Genomic DNA, 14,573 nt, shown 5'->3' with positions numbered 1-14,573 from the left:
CTGACTTCCCGTGCCCATTTCTGAGAGGTGCCCATGCCCCTGAGTCAGTCTCCCCGGACGGCAGCCGTTGCCGCGAGTGACGGCAGCGCGCCGGATGCGCGTCAGCTGCGGACGATCCTGATCGCTGTCTCGGTCGCGCTGATGGCCGTCATCGCTTCGGTGTCGGGGCTGAACGTGGCTCAGACCGACCTGGCCGTCGATTTCGGGGTCTCGCAGAGCACCGTCCTGTGGATCATCAACATCTACACCCTCGCCCTGGCCGCCCTGCTGCTGCCGTTCGGCGCCATCGGTGACCGTCTGGGCCGCAAGCCCATGCTGATCGCCGGGCTGGCCGTCTTCGGTGTCGCGAGCGTCGCGGGCGCCCTGGCGCCGAACGCGGAGGTGATGATCGCCGCGCGGACGGGCGCCGGTGTCGGAGCGGCGATGATCATGCCCGTCACCCTTGCCGTCATCACCTCCACCTTCCCCGAGGAACAGCGTGGGAAGGCCATCGGGGTGTGGACCGGGGTGGGCGGAGGAGGCGGCGTCGTGGGCCTGTTCCTGGCGGCGTTCCTGGTCGACGCCGCAGACTGGCGCTGGCTGTTCGTCCTGCCGCTGGTCCTGGTCGTCGTGGCCATGGCCATGACGCTGAAGTCGATTCCCAACTCCTTCGAGCGGTCCCGGCATTCCTTCGACACCATCGGCGCGCTGGTGTCCACGGTCGCCGTCGTCGGCCTCATCTTCGTCCTGCAGGAGGGGCCGGAGCGCGGCTGGACCGCCCCGGTGACCCTGATCAGCCTCGCCGTCGGTTCCGTCGCCACCGTCGGTTTCGCGCTCTGGGAGCTGCACCGCCGGGACGCCTCGCTGCTGGACGTGCGGCTGTTCCGTGAGCGCGGCCTGGCCGGCGGTGCGATCACCTTGCTGGTGACCTTCGGTGTCCAGGCGGGTATCACCGTGGTCCTCCTGCCGTTCTTCCAGGCCGTGCTGGGCTGGTCGGCGCTGCTCTCCTCGGTGGCGATGCTGCCGATGGCCGTGGCGCTGATCGTGGCTTCCGGCGTGGCCCCCAGGTCGGCCGCACAGATCGGCGTCCGCTGGACCCTGGCCCTCGGCATCGCGCTGACCGGTGTCGGCCTGGCCCTGTTGGCCCTGTTCGTCTCCGTCGACGGCGGCTATCTGTCCGTCCTGGCCGGCCTGCTCGCCATGGGATTCGGCTCGGGGCTGGCGATGACGCCGTCCACGGAGGCCATCACCAGCTCACTGCCACGCGAGAAGCAGGGCGTCGCCTCCGCCCTCAACGACGTCACCCGGGAGTTCGGCACCGCACTGGGCGTCGCGCTGCTGGGCGCGCTGCTCTCGGCCGGCTACCGCAGTTCCATCGACGGCAAGCTTCAGGGCATCCCGCAGGGCACCGCGGACACCGCACGCGACGGCATCGCCAACGCCCTGGAGACCGCACCCGGCGCAGGCCCGCGCGCGCAGGACCTGGTCCACGCCGCCCAGCAGTCCTTCGTCGACGGATGGCAGCAGGCCATGTGGGTGGGCACCGCCATCATGGGCGCTCTGTTGGTCTACATCGTTCTGCGCGGACCGAAGAACCCGGCCCCCGTGGCCGCGGACGAGGCAGAGGTCACCGAGAACGTCGCTGCCCGATGATCCCGTAGGAGACCGGACAGACGGGCCCGCCGACGTGACGGTCCTCGACGAGCCCGTCGGATCCAACCTCACCTGGGTGGAGGACGCCTGCAATACCCTGGTGCAGCCAGGTATGGCAGCCCTCTACTTCGACGGATGCGGAGGCAGGGTGGTGTCGGGTGCTTCGGGCGGGTCGGCGAGTGGTGTCGTATCGTCCGTGATGTCTTCCGGGACGGGGTAGGAACGGTCGTCCAAGGTGATGGTGACAGGTTCTCCGTCGGCCGCAAGGGCGGTCAGCCCGTGATGGATCCGGTGATAGAGGGTGGTGGCCGGCTCCCAGTCACCGTCACCCTCTTCGGCACTGTGCTTGACGTTGTACAGGCTGATCAAGACGGCGATCAAGGAACGCCCGGAGATGGTGGTGCTGACGCGTTCGTCGCCGTGATCGGTGATCGGTGATCTGTGGCGGGACGCGGAAGTGGGCGTGGCGTCCGGCGTGCGCGGTGATGAACTCCCACATGTCGCGGCGGCAGATCACGATGGCCGAAGAAACACGCGCGGCCTGCTGCAGCAGGCCGCTGTGATCCTCGGTGACATCGGGAGCGCCTGCACCCTGTGCGGACGCGGCCTGTTCGAGCTGCCACTCCTGCAGCGTGGCCGTCAGCGCCGTCAGCGCTGTCAGCTCCTGGCGGATCTCCGTGAGCTGCTGGTGCTGTTCGCCGCGGGAGGGGGCCTGCCTGTCCTGGGCGTCGTGGAGTCCGGCCAGCATGGTCCGCAGCGTGCCGAGTTCATCGGCAAGAACGGTGCGTACAGCCTGCCGCACCCGCTCGTCGAGGTCAGGTGGCGCAGTTTCGTCCTCCGCCGCGGCGCGTTGAGCGGGGACAGCGGGAGTGGTCCATCAAGGGGATCAGTGGGGGTTCAGAGCCCTGATCCGGCCATATGCCGCAGTTGTCGAACTCGCCCAGGGCGCCGTCGTTTTGGATACCGATGACGGCGGACTGAGGCGGCCGTGGGGGTGGTCGATGTGGTCGTCGCAGGTACCGCTCGGAGAAATCCCACTGCCGTGGTGTGGCATCTCATCGTCGGTGCCGCTCCGAGCGGCACCGGCCTGGCCTCGCTGGCTGAATCCTTGTACCCAGCCGGGAAAGCCCTGGTCATCCGATGCGCGCAGTGTGGTAAATGTCGGCTGGAAGACAGACGGACTGGTTCGGGCGGCCACCCGGCTGTCTCGCCAGGTGCCGTGCGCGCCGGGCCACGGCGGGCCGAGGGGCAGGCGGCGGAACACCCGCTGGAGCCAGCGTTCAGGGCAGCGTGCGCTGCGGTGCCTACAGGTTCTGCCACCACGGCTGGTGCTCCAGCCGGTCCAGTTCACGCTCGGCCCAGGGGCCGAAGCTGTTGCTGGTGACGTCCTCCTCGAGTGGCGGGATGTCCCCGCCGACGGCTTCAGCCCACTCGCTGCCATTTTTGGAACGGGCCGTCGAATGCCGCAACAGCAGGCCTTCCTGGACGAGTTGGCGCCCCACCTGTACGGCAGGCCTGCCCTGTGGTGCGGCGCGCACGCGGAAGGACGGGCGGGCGTACGCATCCGCGACGGTGGGCTTGAGCGGAGCGCGCAGCCAGGTCGCACTCGGCGGAGGGTCCTCGCGCAGCGCCGCTGGGGCCTCGCGGGGATCATGGACTTTGACGATCATCCCAAGGCGCGCACCCTCGTAGAGGGGAGTGGGCCGGGTGATGACGGCGACATAGGCATGGGTGTAGCGGTCAGGGCCGGTAGCGCCCCATTCGGGTATGTCGATCTCGCACACGATGACCTGTCCCACCGCAGTGGCCAGGGGAGCCAGTTGAGCTTGCAGCACGACCGCAGTATCGCAGCCTCCGGTGACCGATCAGCCGGACTGGAGACCGGCACACCCCCAGTCCCCGCATCGCCTGGCGGCAAGTCGGGACTCCAGCGACCGCACCGTGCGCCCGCCATGCCCGGAAGCGGGGGGTGGCAGGCTCCGACACAACCATTTGGGAAAGGCAGGGAGGACCGATCACCGCAGCAGACACTGCGTTCGTTCCTGAAGGCAGCTTCGGCATCCTCGATAACGGACAGATCCCCGCGCGCACAGCGGACTGGAGCAACGGGATGGTCGCCCCCATGGAGCAGGGCGCTCTCATCGCCACCGGCCGCACGCACGGACGACGCCCGCAGAGCCAGTCCGTGATCGGCCTGCCGAACTGATGCGGGCTCACCCCGGCGAAGGGGGCCGCCCAGGACGGCTCCGATGCCGTGATCACACCAGCCACAGGAACGCGGTGTCATCGCTGTGGCTGACGTGCGGCGGCCCGGTTGAAGTGGGCCTCGCGAGCCCACCTGAATCAGCAGAACGGTCGGAACTTCTTGAAGTCCGGCGTCGGGCGCGGATCGGGCAGCCGGTAGGCGCCAATCCGCGGCCGACCGCTGTCCGGGTCGGCGGTCCCGTCGGCCAGAGCGCCCGGTATCGGACGCCAGCCGAGATTGGCCTCGAAGTACGCCACGGCAGCTTCGACGGAGGGCCACCAGACGTCGTCGAGCAGCACGACGCCGCCAGGACGGACGATTTCGCCTAGGAAGTGGAGGTCGACGAACACGTTGTGGAAGTGGTGGCTGCCGTCGACGAACGCCGCGTCCGCGGTGAAACCCGCGTCGGCCAACCGGGCAAGGAACCGTTGCGATGGTTCGGTCACCAGCTCGGCGATGTCCTCCAGGCCGGCGCTGAGCAGCAGCTCCCACCCGACACCGTCGTACGCCGTGTACTGGAACGGGTCGATCAGCACATGTCGCAGGTTTCGTGAACCGGTGCGCAGAAGCGCCTCACTGATCGCTAGCGCCGAGCTGGCATAAGCGAGCCCAATCTCGACGACCGTGCCGACTCGCTCATCCACCAGGAGGTCACGTACCTGGTCACAGTCGCGCTCCGGCAACGTGACGGTGGCGAAGTCCGGAGCGCCATCAGGCCTCCGCGACGGCCCGTGTTCGGTGAGCTCGCGGCGTACGGCGGCCACTCGCTCCCGCCACTCGCCTGCGACTCCGTCCGGTTGCACGATCGAGTTCACCAAGGACACTCCTCGAAGCCGAACGCGGCGGGGTTGCCGGTGTTCAGGCGCAGCACCCTGTGGCCGGCCGTTTTCAGGGCGTCCGCGTGTTCGATGACCGGGTCGCGGATCTCGTAACAGACGTCGCTCAGCTTGCTCGACTGCCGGAATTCCATGCGTGTGCCGCCCCTCCGGAATGTGGTGTTGCTTGGTTTTACCAAGTTGCCGCTTGGGAAGCCAACATCTCGTCTGGGCTGCGTCGTATGGCTGAGGGCACGGGACGTGGCCAACTGTGACACCCAGAGCGGCCGGCCAGAGCGCTCAGTCACATCCAGTGTGTCGGAGCGTCGCCGTTGGCCAGGGGGGGGCATTCACGGCCCCGGGCCGAGGGTCTCCAGGATGAGGGCGGCGCTGGTAGGAGAAGCGCCCACCGCCAGTTTCCCGGGTAAGACCGGCCAGTTCGACGCCCAGCTCGGCGGCATCCTGCACTCCTCGCGCGAAATTCCGCCGGAGAACTGTGACTGAGCGCCGTGGTTGACCCTCGAGCACGCCGGTAGGCATCTGAGTGCGACAGCCGGCCCGCAGAGGCCGACTGGAGGGGAACCGTCTGCGACGATCCCGGAAGGCCTCACTAGGCATAAATCTGTCGTGTCCGGACCGTTGACGGGGCGTCATGTGCGCGGCAAGCATGACTGGCGTCCGAGCCATGGGAGCGCTCCCACGTCCCTTGGTGCCCCCGCACATCCCGAGGAGCCCAGACGTGAAACGACGCACAACCGCCGTGTTGACCCTCACCGCCCTGCTGGGCACGGCGCTGACCGCGCTACCTGTGCAGCAGGCCGGTGCCGAGGAGGTCGAGCAGGTCAGGAACGGCACCTTCGACACCACCAGCGACCCCTGGTGGACCAGCAACGTCACAGCGGGTTTGAGCGACGGCCGGCTGTGCGCGGACGTGCCCGGCGGCACCACCAACCGTTGGGACTCCGCGATCGGGCAGAACGACATCACGCTGGTGAAGGGGGAGACGTACCGGTTCTCCTTCCACGCCTCCGGCATCCCCGAGGGGCACGTCGTGCGGGCGGTCGTGGGCTTGGCCGTCTCGCCGTACGACACCTGGCAGGAGGCGAGCCCGGTGCTCACCGAGGCCGACGGCTCGTACTCCTACACCTTCACCGCGCCCGTCGACACCACCCAGGGGCAGGTCGCCTTCCAGGTCGGCGGCAGCACCGACGCCTGGCGGTTCTGTGTGGACGACGTGTCCCTGCTCGGCGGGGTGCCCCCGGAGGTCTACGAGCCGGACACCGGGCCCCGGGTGCGCGTCAACCAGGTCGCCTACCTGCCCGCCGGGCCGAAGAACGCCACCCTCGTCACCGACGCCACCGCCCGGCTGCCCTGGCAGCTCAGGAACGCCAAGGGCGCGACGGTCGCCCGGGGCCTCACCGTGCCGCGCGGCGTCGACGCCTCCTCCGGGCAGAACGTGCACTCGATCGACTTCGGCTCCTACCGCCGGCACGGCACCGGCTACACCCTGGTCACCGACGGCGAGACCAGCCACCCGTTCGACATCGACGCGGCGGCCTACCGCCGCCTGCGGCTGGACTCCGTGAAGTACTACTACACGCAGCGCAGCGGCATCGCGATCCGCGACCACCTAAGGCCCGGCTACGGCCGCGCGGCCGGCCACCTGGACGTCGCCCCCAACGAGGGCGACGGGAAGGTCCCCTGCCAGCCGGGCGTGTGCGACTACACCCTCGACGTCACCGGCGGCTGGTACGACGCCGGCGACCACGGCAAGTACGTCGTCAACGGCGGCATCGCCACTTGGGAGCTGCTCAGCACCTACGAACGGTCGCTGCTGGCCCGCACCGGCCACCCGGCCGCCCTCGGCGACGGCACCCTGGCGCTGCCCGAGAGTGGCAACAAGGTGCCGGACATCCTCGACGAGGCCCGCTGGGAACTGGAGTTCCTGCTGAAGATGCAGGTGCCCGCCGGGCAGCCGCTGGCCGGGATGGCCCACCACAAGGTGCATGACGAACAGTGGACCGGCCTGCCCCTGCTGCCGAGCCAGGACCCGCAGAAGCGGGAGCTGCACCCGCCGACCACTGCGGCGACCCTCAACCTGGCCGCGACGGCCGCTCAGGCCGCCCGGTTGTACCGGCCCTTCGACAAGGTGTTCGCCGCGCGGGCGCTGACGGCCGCCCGCACGGCCTGGCAAGCCGCTCTCGCCCACCCCGACCTCTACGCCGACCCGAACGACGGCACCGGCGGAGGCGCCTACAACGACGACGACGTCACCGACGAGTTCTACTGGGCCGCGGCCGAGCTCTACCTGACCACGGGGGAGCGGCAGTTCGCCGACCACGTCCTCGCCTCCCCGCTCCACACCGCCGACATCTTCGGCCCGATCGGCTTCGACTGGGGCCACACGGCCACTGCCGGCCGGCTCGACCTGGCCCTGGTGCCCAACCGGCTTCCCGGCCGCGACCAGGTACGCCGCTCGGTCATCAGGGCCGCCGACACCTACCGCGCCACGCTCACCGCCCACCCCTACGGCATGCCGTACGCCCCCGCAGGCAACCGCTACGACTGGGGCTCCAGCCATCAGGTCCTCAACAACGGCGTGGTCCTCGCCAGCGCATACGACCTCACCGGCGTCGCCAAGTACCGCGACGGAGCGCTGCAGGGCATGGACTACGTCCTCGGGCGCAATGCCCTGAACATGTCCTACGTCACCGGCTACGGCGAGGTCAGCTCCCACAACCAGCACAGCCGCTGGTACGCCCACGAGCTCGACCCCACCCTGCCGAACCCGCCGTCCGGCACCCTCGCCGGCGGCCCCAACTCGAGCATCCAGGACCCGTACGCCCAGTCCAAGCTCACGGGCTGCGTCGGCCAGTTCTGCTACATCGACGACATCCAGTCCTGGTCGACCAACGAGACAGCGATCAACTGGAACGCGGCCCTCGCCCGCATGGCCTCCTTCGCGGCCGATCAGGGGTGACCGTCCGGCACGCCTGAGGCACCGCTCGGGTACCGCACTGACCTGAGAATACTTGCGGGTCAGTACCCGAGCGGTACCGCTAAGGACATGCCGGCTCGGGTGCTGGCCGAGGTCGGTGACGACAGGACTCGCTTCGCGGACCCCCGAGGGCTGAAGGCATACGCCGGCGCCTCGCCCAGCACCAGGGCCTCCGGGAAGAAGTCCAGTGTCACCCGCAGGCGGATCAAGAACGACCGGCTCAACCACGCGGGCCACCTCTGGGCCTTCGCCTCCATCACCGCCTCACCCAGCGCCAAGACCCACTACCGACGCTGCCGCGACGACCACGGCGACTGGCACGCTGCCCCCAGAGAAACCTCTTCACGCATCCTCGGCCGGCTTGATCACTGCCTCCAACAGGGGCAGCGATACGATGAGGCATTGGCCTTCCCGGCTCCGACCGACAAAGCCGTCACAGCGGCCGCGTGAGCAGAGGCGATGTCGCACGACAGCGATCACGAGGACGCCTGTCGAGACAAGCGGCCCACCACGACACGGAACCTCTCCCGCCCTGCCATGACGCTCGCGTCCCACAGACCTGCGGCGTCACCGCTCAGCGAGAGCGACTGCAGCCGTTGCTCGTCAGCCTGAAAGCCGGCACCCGCCACATTCTGGTCGAGCATGCCCATCGCCGTGAGGGCCGCGTGGCCGCAGGACACCGCGTCATCAGCGTTGCCCGAGCTGTGGGCCAGCAGGGCATAACGCATGCAGAGGGCTGCGAAGAACGCGTACGTGTCCGCGATACCGGTGATCCCCTCCTCGTCCGGCTGGAGTTCCGGAAACCGCTCCAGCCCGCGCAGTCGCTCTGCGGCGTCGGCGAGTGGCCTGTCGGCAAGCCAAAGAGCGCTCACGGACTCCACATAGAGGTCCACGTCTGCTGCCCGCCCTGGTTCGCCCGCCCGCAGGCCCACGAACAGTGGCGCCACGCGTTCCGCACAGGCGGCGACATAGAGGCGGACCGCAAGGCCGCGCCCGTCGCGAAGCGCCTGCTCGACGGCCCCCTCCACCAGCGTCCCCACGTCTCACCCCCATCCCGTTCGAACAGATCGACAGGCTACACAGCGGGCTGGGAGCCGCAGCTTGACACGTTGACCGCCTGAGCTGTTTCACCGCCCGGTGGGCCCTGTCCGATCTCCCCGGCCGCCGCCCTCCGACCCCCGTGCCCGACCCGGACCGGCAACCCCCGGCCGATCCCGGCGACCCGGCCATGCGGCCCCCGGGCCAGGATGCGGGGGAGTGGGAGACCCCCGCATCCCGCTCCAGTACGAGCGCGCCGTCCTCGCTGGTGCGGTCGTGCGCGAGCAGTTGCACACCACCGCCGTGCGGAGCCGGGCGTACAACGTCGTCGCCCACCGACAGGAGGCGACGCCCGAGCAGCTGCTCGCGCCCGAGCTGACCGACTCCGAATACGACGACCAGGAGGCAACAGCCCGGCCGCCGCGAGGGGCCGGACCTGACGTCGCTGCGGGCCCTGCGGGAATGCCGCACGGACATGGCAGCCCTCGATCTCACCGCCGAACGCCTGCGCTACCTCGAGGAGGCGTCCACCGCGGCCGCCGACCGCGCCCACGCCACCATGCACCGATACGCCGGACAGGCTGACGCCGACGCAGTGCGTCCGACGCGCCAGGACGACCAACGCACGCATCACCCCCAGCGGCCGGACCCACGCCAAGGGCCACAGCCCGGCCCCGTCCGCTGACCCCAACCGGGCGCACAGAGGAGAACTGTCGGCGCCGTCAGCTAGCCGGCGAATCTCCGCCTGATCGGCAACCTGCCGCCCTTCCTCTTCTATCGCGGCGAACTCGACGCACGTGACGCCCGCTCCATCGCCGTCGTCGGCACCCGCCAGGGCTCCGAGGACGGACTGCGCCGGGCGGCACGGATGGCTCGCGAGTTCCTCGAGCACGACGTCGTAATCGCCAGCGGTCTCGCCAAGGGCATCGACGCAGCCGCCCACCAGGCCCTTCTGGCCGCAGGCGGCCGGACCTTCGCCGTCACGGGCACCGGCATCGCCGCCCCGATCTTCCCGGCCGAGAACCGTCCGCTCGCGAAGGCGATCCTCAGCGCTGGGGGAGCGCGGGGGAGCGCTGCTGAGCAAGTTCTGGCCCACCAGCCCGCCGGCGAAGTACACCTTCCGCGCCGCAACGTCGTCACGTCTGGTACCACACTCGGCAGCGTCGTCATCGAGGCCTCCTGCACCTCCGGCGCGAAGATGCAGGCACGCCTGGCTGCCGAGCACGGCAAGCTCGTCTTCCTGATCCACTCCCTGGCTGACACCCAACCCTGGGCCAGGAAGACGCTGGACGAAAGCAGGGCGATCCTGGTCACCGCCTCCAGCGAGATCACCGACCGCCTCGGACGCGCCGCCGGCATCCAGCACGCCGGACAGCAGCGCCAGCAGCCGGCCCTGGCCGGCCTGTGACGACCAGTCTTCCCGACCCGGCGGGCTTCCCCCACTGCCCCGTGTGCGCCACGCCGTCACCGGCACCGCGCGCCTGTGCTCCGACTGCGCCGGCCGCACCCTTCAGCCCGTCGCCGACAGCCACTGCCCGGTCTGCTCCCAGACCACCCTGCCCGGCAAGTCGTGCGCCAACCGGTTGTGCGCGCGGCCGGTAGACCAGCAGGGTTTCTCCCGAGTCGACGCCGTGGCCGTGCACTCCGGAGCCCTGCGCGACAAGATCCACAAGCTGAAGTACGACGGGACGTACGGCTGGGCGATGATCTTCGGCCGGCTCCTCGTCGGCTGGACGGAGAGCCACCCCGAGCGGATGCGTGGCATCGACCACGTCGTCGGCAACCCGACCCACACCGGCCGCCAGCCCCTCCAGCACACCGAAGCGATCATGGACGCCGTCTACACCGAGGACGTCACCGCGCCCTCCCGCTCAGCCCTCCGAGCGCGCACCGCCTGGTCGGAGGGAGCCAGACGCCCCGATCCGCAAACCGGAACCTGGACGACGAACGGGCGGCCGCAACCGCACACGCTGCCGCCCTCACCTGGACCGGCGACACAGGCGACATCGAGGGGGCCGCGATCCTGCTCGTCGACGACGTCTTCACCAGCGGGTCGCAACTCCAGCAGGTCGCACTCCGGCTCCGGACCTCCGGCGCCGCCGACGTCCGCGGACTCGTCCTTGCGCGCGTCCCCTGGAGCGGATGACCCGGCGCCTTCGCACCACGCGCAGGCAAGGGGGAGAGGCATCACTTTCCCATCCGGCGATGACAGTGCGCATCCGACGAACCCCTGCAGAGATGCGTAGGGACGACAACAAGGCGGACGAAAGACCGACGAAGGGACCGGCAAGGACGCACGCCGCCCGCGCTGAGTAAGCGCATCGGGTGAAGATCCGCGTACGCCCTCTTGTCCCGCTGCCCGCCATGGGCTTTCTTGGCTCCCATGGCGGACACCACGGGCAACACCACCGGCGCAGGCGTACCGGTCGGGGCCGGTCCGGCTCCTCGTAAGTCCAGTTGGCGCTATATCGGCCCTGGCATCGTCGTCGCGGCGACCGGGGTGGGCGCCGGCGACCTCGTCGCCACCCTCATCGCGGGCAGCAACTTCGGCTACACCCTGTTGTGGGCGGCCGTCATCGGCTGCGTGGTGAAGATCTTCCTTGCCGAGGCGTGCGGCCGCTGGCATCTGGCCACCGGCCGCACGTTGTTCGACGGATGGGCGAGCCTCGGCCGCTGGACGATGTGGTTCTTCGCGATCTATGCCGTGATCTGGGGCTTCGTCTACGGCGCGGCGGCGATGTCGTCCAGTGCCCTGCCCCTCCAGGCCCTCTTCCCGGACGTGATGGGCCTCGAATGGTGGGGCATCGCCTCAGGTCTGGTGGGCCTGGTCTTTGTCTGGTTCAACAAGTACGACGTCTTCGAGAAGGTCATGACCATCCTGGTGGGCGTCATGTTCGTCGTGACCGTCTACCTGGGCATTCGCGTCACCCCGAACCTCGGCGACGCCTTCGCCGGCCTGCTCCCGGTCCTCCCGGACGAGAAGGACTCGGTCCTCAACACCCTGGGCCTGATCGGCGGCGTGGGCGGCACCATCACGCTGGCCGCGTACGGCTATTGGGTCAACGCCAAGGGCTGGACCAACGCCGGCTGGATGAAGGTCATGCGCCTGGACAACCGGGTCGCCTACGCGACGACCGGCATCTTCGTGATCGCCATGCTCCTCGTGGGCGCGGAGTTGCTGCACTCGGCGAACATCGCGATCGCGAGCGGCGACAAGGGGCTGATCCAGCTCGGGGACATCCTGGAGCAGCAGTACGGCACAGCCACCGGCAAGCTCTTCCTGATCGGGTTCTTCGCCACCTCCTTCACCTCCCTGATCGGCGTCTGGCACGGCGTGAGCCTGATGTTCGCCGACTTCCTGGCCCGGCAGCGCGGCGAACGCGAGGCCCGCGGCGACGAACTGGCCTCGGGCCGCCGCGAGAAGTCCTGGACCTTCCGCGCCTACCTTCTCTGGCTGACCTTCCCGCCCATGATCCTGCTCTTCCAGGACGAGCCCTTCCGCCTGATCATCATCTACGGCGTCCTGGGCGCCGCCTTCATGCCCTTCCTCGCGCTGACCCTGATGTGGCTCCTCAACTCCTCCCGCACACCCCGCGAATGGCGCAACGGCGGCCTCAGCAACGGCATGCTCGCGATCGCGGGGCTGCTGTTCCTGGTCCTGTGCGTGAAGCAGATCTGGGACCAGCCGTGGTCGGAGTTCTTCTAACGGTGGTTGGTTTGGGTTCGGTTTTGGGCTCCGATCGGCTTGGTGTGCGGTTGTGGGAGCTTGTCTGGTGTGTCGGGGCGGTTTCTGGGTGGGGTTGAGCCGGGTCGTCTGTCCGTACGGGTGTTGTCTGGTCGTTGTCTGGTGGTTTCTCCGGGGTGTGGGGGTCAGGGTCGGGTTTATCGGGTCGGTCGTGCCTGCGGGCGGGCCTCCGTCGACCCCGGGGAAGCCCCCTATGACGGCTGCTCCCGTTGTGTTTGCCGCGAGCCCGCTGACTGGTCGCGTCCGGCCGGTCCTGAGCCTTGTCCGGCACCTTGTGGCGGCTGGATGACGGGTCTTGGTCGTCAGTGGCAGCTGGTTCGTGTGGCTGGCCGACGCGGTGGGGGTGGTGTTCGTCCCGCTGGCCGGGCCGGCCGGCTTCGGTGACCGCCGCGTCGGTGAGCTGCGGCCGTGGCTGCACGAGCTGTCGCCGGGTCGGGTCTTCCTGGGGGCCTTGTTCGGCTGGTTGACCGGTATGGCATTAACGCAGAATGCTGTGCTGCAACAGGTGCTGGCACAGCAGCCGGACGCTGCCGTCATCCACGGGGCAGGCTTCTGCGGCACGTGGCCGCAGCTGCTGGGCGCTCCCGGGATCCGGTCACGGCGCACCGTCGGCCTCGGGATCTTCCCTCTGACCCTCAGCGGGGCAGAACTGACCATGATGGGACCTCCTCCCCCGCGCGCCGGGCTCGACGTGCGGGGAGCGGCTGCGGCGTTCAACGCGGAACTCGCCGCCCAGCTGACCGGCGCCACCGCGCACGCCCAGTACGTCATGGCGGGGCTGGGCGCGACGGCCATGCTGCCCGTGATCAGCGACGCACAGATCCTGCTGCCTGGCGTGTTCGCTCAGCTCACCGTCCCGTCCTTCGAGTATCCCCGGATCGATGCGCCGCCGGCACTGCGGCTGATCGGGGCGCTGCCGCCCGGGCCGCCCACCGCATGGCAGCCGCCTTCCTGGTGGCCCGAGCTGTCGCAGCGCCGGGTCGTCGCGCTCGCGCAGGGCACCGTGGCCGACCACGACCTGACTGATCTCGTCCAACCGGCGCTCGACGCGCTCGCCGACGAGGGCGTGCTCGTCGTGGCCGGGCTCGGCGGACGCGAAATAGTCGCCGGCGAGCTGCGCGTGCCGTCGAACGCGCGTGTTGAGTCGTTCCTCCCGTTCGACGCGCTGTTCCCACTGGCCGACGTCGTGGTCACCAATGGCGGATACGGCGGTGTGCAGCTCGCCCTGCACCACGGTGTGCCGCTCGTCGTGGCGGGCGGCAGCGAGGACAAGCCCGCCGTGGCCGCCCGGGTCGCGGACTTCGGAGTCGGTGTCGACCTGCGCACCGGACGACCGGGAACCGCCGCGGTCGGACAGGCCGTCCGGCGGGTGCTTGACGAGCCGGCGTTCCGACGCCGGGCGCAAGGACCTGAGTGAGGAGTACCGGTCCGCAGACCCAGTGCATGCCGTTCTCGACATCATCGACGGCGTGTGACCTCTCGGGCGGCAGTGGGGGAGCGGTGTGAGGGCCGCGGCGACCGGCGGTGTGTGTGGGGGGAGGGAGGAGGAGGTGAGGGCGGTGATGTGGTCGGTGAAGTCGGGATCGGGCAGGGGCAGGTCGATGGCGTCGTCGATGCCGGAGACGGCCGCAGGTGAGGCGACCCCGGTTGTGCGGACACGCTGACGATGAGCCTTTTCCATCCTCACGCTGAGCTGGCCAGTTACAGGGTGAGGATGGCCTGGGACACGGCAGGTGATTCGGGTGGTCGAGCACCGGAGCGTGCGAAGAAGTCGCCAGGTCTTCGGTGTTGGGGTGGTGGTTGGTTCGGTGGTGGTGGGTGTCACCGCGACGGGACTGTACAGACATACCGACCGGGTCCGGACCGCTGCTCGTGCCCCTAGCGCACACGCCACGGGTGGGCCATGAAGACATCAACACACCCAAAAGGCCCGCCCAGGCATCGCGAGCCCTTGAACACCACCCAGACCAGCACAGACAGGCCCTACACCCACCACAACACGGACACCGACCCCACGAACACGAACGAAACCCACAAAACCACCAATAATTACACTCCCCCACCCGCACCCACCCACGCAGGACTCGGCTCCGGATGGTG

12 protein-coding genes and 3 pseudogenes are annotated in these 14,573 nt (G+C 69.3%); 8 read left to right on the top strand and 7 right to left on the bottom strand.

Features of this window, described 5'->3' with window-relative positions:
* The first annotated feature begins 33 nt into the window (after window positions 1–33).
* Window positions 34–1,632 carry an MFS transporter gene (locus tag OHB09_RS00135; RefSeq protein WP_191854354.1) on the top strand — a complete coding sequence of 533 codons (1,599 nt, stop codon included), beginning with the start codon at window positions 34–36 and terminating at the stop codon, window positions 1,630–1,632.
* Between the two features lie 123 nt (window positions 1,633–1,755).
* On the opposite strand, the gene OHB09_RS00130 is transcribed toward OHB09_RS00135, so the two are convergent.
* The 3 genes from OHB09_RS00130 to OHB09_RS00120 form a co-directional block, all read right to left on the bottom strand.
* Window positions 1,756–2,001 carry a hypothetical protein gene (locus OHB09_RS00130; protein ID WP_319119525.1) on the bottom strand — a complete coding sequence of 82 codons (246 nt, stop codon included), beginning with the start codon at window positions 1,999–2,001 and terminating at the stop codon, window positions 1,756–1,758.
* The gene (locus OHB09_RS00125) at window positions 1,958–2,380 is read right to left on the bottom strand and encodes a hypothetical protein (protein ID WP_328921387.1); all 423 of its coding nucleotides are present in this window, start codon (window positions 2,378–2,380) and stop codon (window positions 1,958–1,960) included. The genes OHB09_RS00130 and OHB09_RS00125 overlap by 44 nt, the downstream gene beginning before the upstream one ends.
* A gap of 556 nt (window positions 2,381–2,936) precedes the next feature.
* On the bottom strand, window positions 2,937–3,467 hold the full coding sequence (locus OHB09_RS00120; protein ID WP_328923083.1) for a hypothetical protein: 531 nt from the start codon (window positions 3,465–3,467) through the stop codon (window positions 2,937–2,939).
* Window positions 3,468–3,601: 134 nt separating this feature from the next.
* Here OHB09_RS00120 and OHB09_RS00115 point away from each other — a divergent pair, with 134 nt between their 5' ends.
* Window positions 3,602–3,838: a hypothetical protein gene (locus tag OHB09_RS00115; protein WP_328923082.1), complete on the top strand. Its 237-nt coding sequence runs from the start codon at window positions 3,602–3,604 to the stop codon at window positions 3,836–3,838.
* Here the strand turns inward: OHB09_RS00115 and OHB09_RS00110 are convergent.
* The 3 genes and pseudogenes from OHB09_RS00110 to OHB09_RS00100 all read right to left on the bottom strand — a co-directional run.
* Window positions 3,817–3,903, bottom strand: a pseudogene (locus tag OHB09_RS00110) (IS5/IS1182 family transposase); the annotation flags it as partial. The gene OHB09_RS00115 and the pseudogene OHB09_RS00110 sit on opposite strands and share 22 nt — an antisense overlap.
* Window positions 3,904–3,975: 72 nt before the next feature.
* Window positions 3,976–4,692 carry a class I SAM-dependent methyltransferase gene (locus OHB09_RS00105; RefSeq protein WP_328921386.1) on the bottom strand — a complete coding sequence of 239 codons (717 nt, stop codon included), beginning with the start codon at window positions 4,690–4,692 and terminating at the stop codon, window positions 3,976–3,978.
* An 11-nt stretch (window positions 4,693–4,703) separates the two neighbouring features.
* A pseudogene (locus OHB09_RS00100) lies at window positions 4,704–4,847 on the bottom strand (aminotransferase); the annotation flags it as partial.
* Between the two features lie 584 nt (window positions 4,848–5,431).
* On the opposite strand from OHB09_RS00100, the gene OHB09_RS00095 reads away from it, so the two are divergent.
* Together OHB09_RS00095 and OHB09_RS00090 are read left to right on the top strand one after the other, a co-directional pair.
* Complete coding sequence (locus tag OHB09_RS00095) at window positions 5,432–7,672, top strand: glycoside hydrolase family 9 protein (protein ID WP_328921385.1); 2,241 nt, start codon at window positions 5,432–5,434, stop codon at window positions 7,670–7,672.
* A gap of 72 nt (window positions 7,673–7,744) precedes the next feature.
* Window positions 7,745–8,140: pseudogene (locus tag OHB09_RS00090) on the top strand (transposase); the annotation flags it as partial.
* 26 nt (window positions 8,141–8,166) lie between these two features.
* Here OHB09_RS00090 and OHB09_RS00085 read toward each other — a convergent pair.
* Complete coding sequence (locus tag OHB09_RS00085) at window positions 8,167–8,730, bottom strand: hypothetical protein (protein WP_328921384.1); 564 nt, start codon at window positions 8,728–8,730, stop codon at window positions 8,167–8,169.
* 473 nt (window positions 8,731–9,203) lie between these two features.
* Between OHB09_RS00085 and OHB09_RS00080 the strand changes: the two genes are divergently transcribed.
* From OHB09_RS00080 to OHB09_RS00065, 4 genes are all read left to right on the top strand, one after another.
* Window positions 9,204–9,413 carry a hypothetical protein gene (locus OHB09_RS00080; RefSeq protein WP_328919472.1) on the top strand — a complete coding sequence of 70 codons (210 nt, stop codon included), beginning with the start codon at window positions 9,204–9,206 and terminating at the stop codon, window positions 9,411–9,413.
* A 60-nt stretch (window positions 9,414–9,473) separates the two neighbouring features.
* Complete coding sequence (locus OHB09_RS00075) at window positions 9,474–10,136, top strand: DNA-processing protein DprA (protein ID WP_191892011.1); 663 nt, start codon at window positions 9,474–9,476, stop codon at window positions 10,134–10,136.
* Between the two features lie 975 nt (window positions 10,137–11,111).
* On the top strand, window positions 11,112–12,434 hold the full coding sequence (locus tag OHB09_RS00070) for an Nramp family divalent metal transporter (RefSeq protein WP_006138753.1): 1,323 nt from the start codon (window positions 11,112–11,114) through the stop codon (window positions 12,432–12,434).
* 334 nt (window positions 12,435–12,768) lie between these two features.
* Complete coding sequence (locus tag OHB09_RS00065) at window positions 12,769–13,890, top strand: glycosyltransferase (protein ID WP_328921383.1); 1,122 nt, start codon at window positions 12,769–12,771, stop codon at window positions 13,888–13,890.
* Window positions 13,891–14,573 lie beyond the last annotated feature (683 nt).

Source organism: Streptomyces griseoaurantiacus, from assembly GCF_036189845.1.
In the GTDB taxonomy this organism is placed as follows: Bacteria; Actinomycetota; Actinomycetes; order Streptomycetales; family Streptomycetaceae; genus Streptomyces; species Streptomyces griseoaurantiacus.
This window is presented reverse-complemented; position numbering and strand designations above follow the sequence as displayed.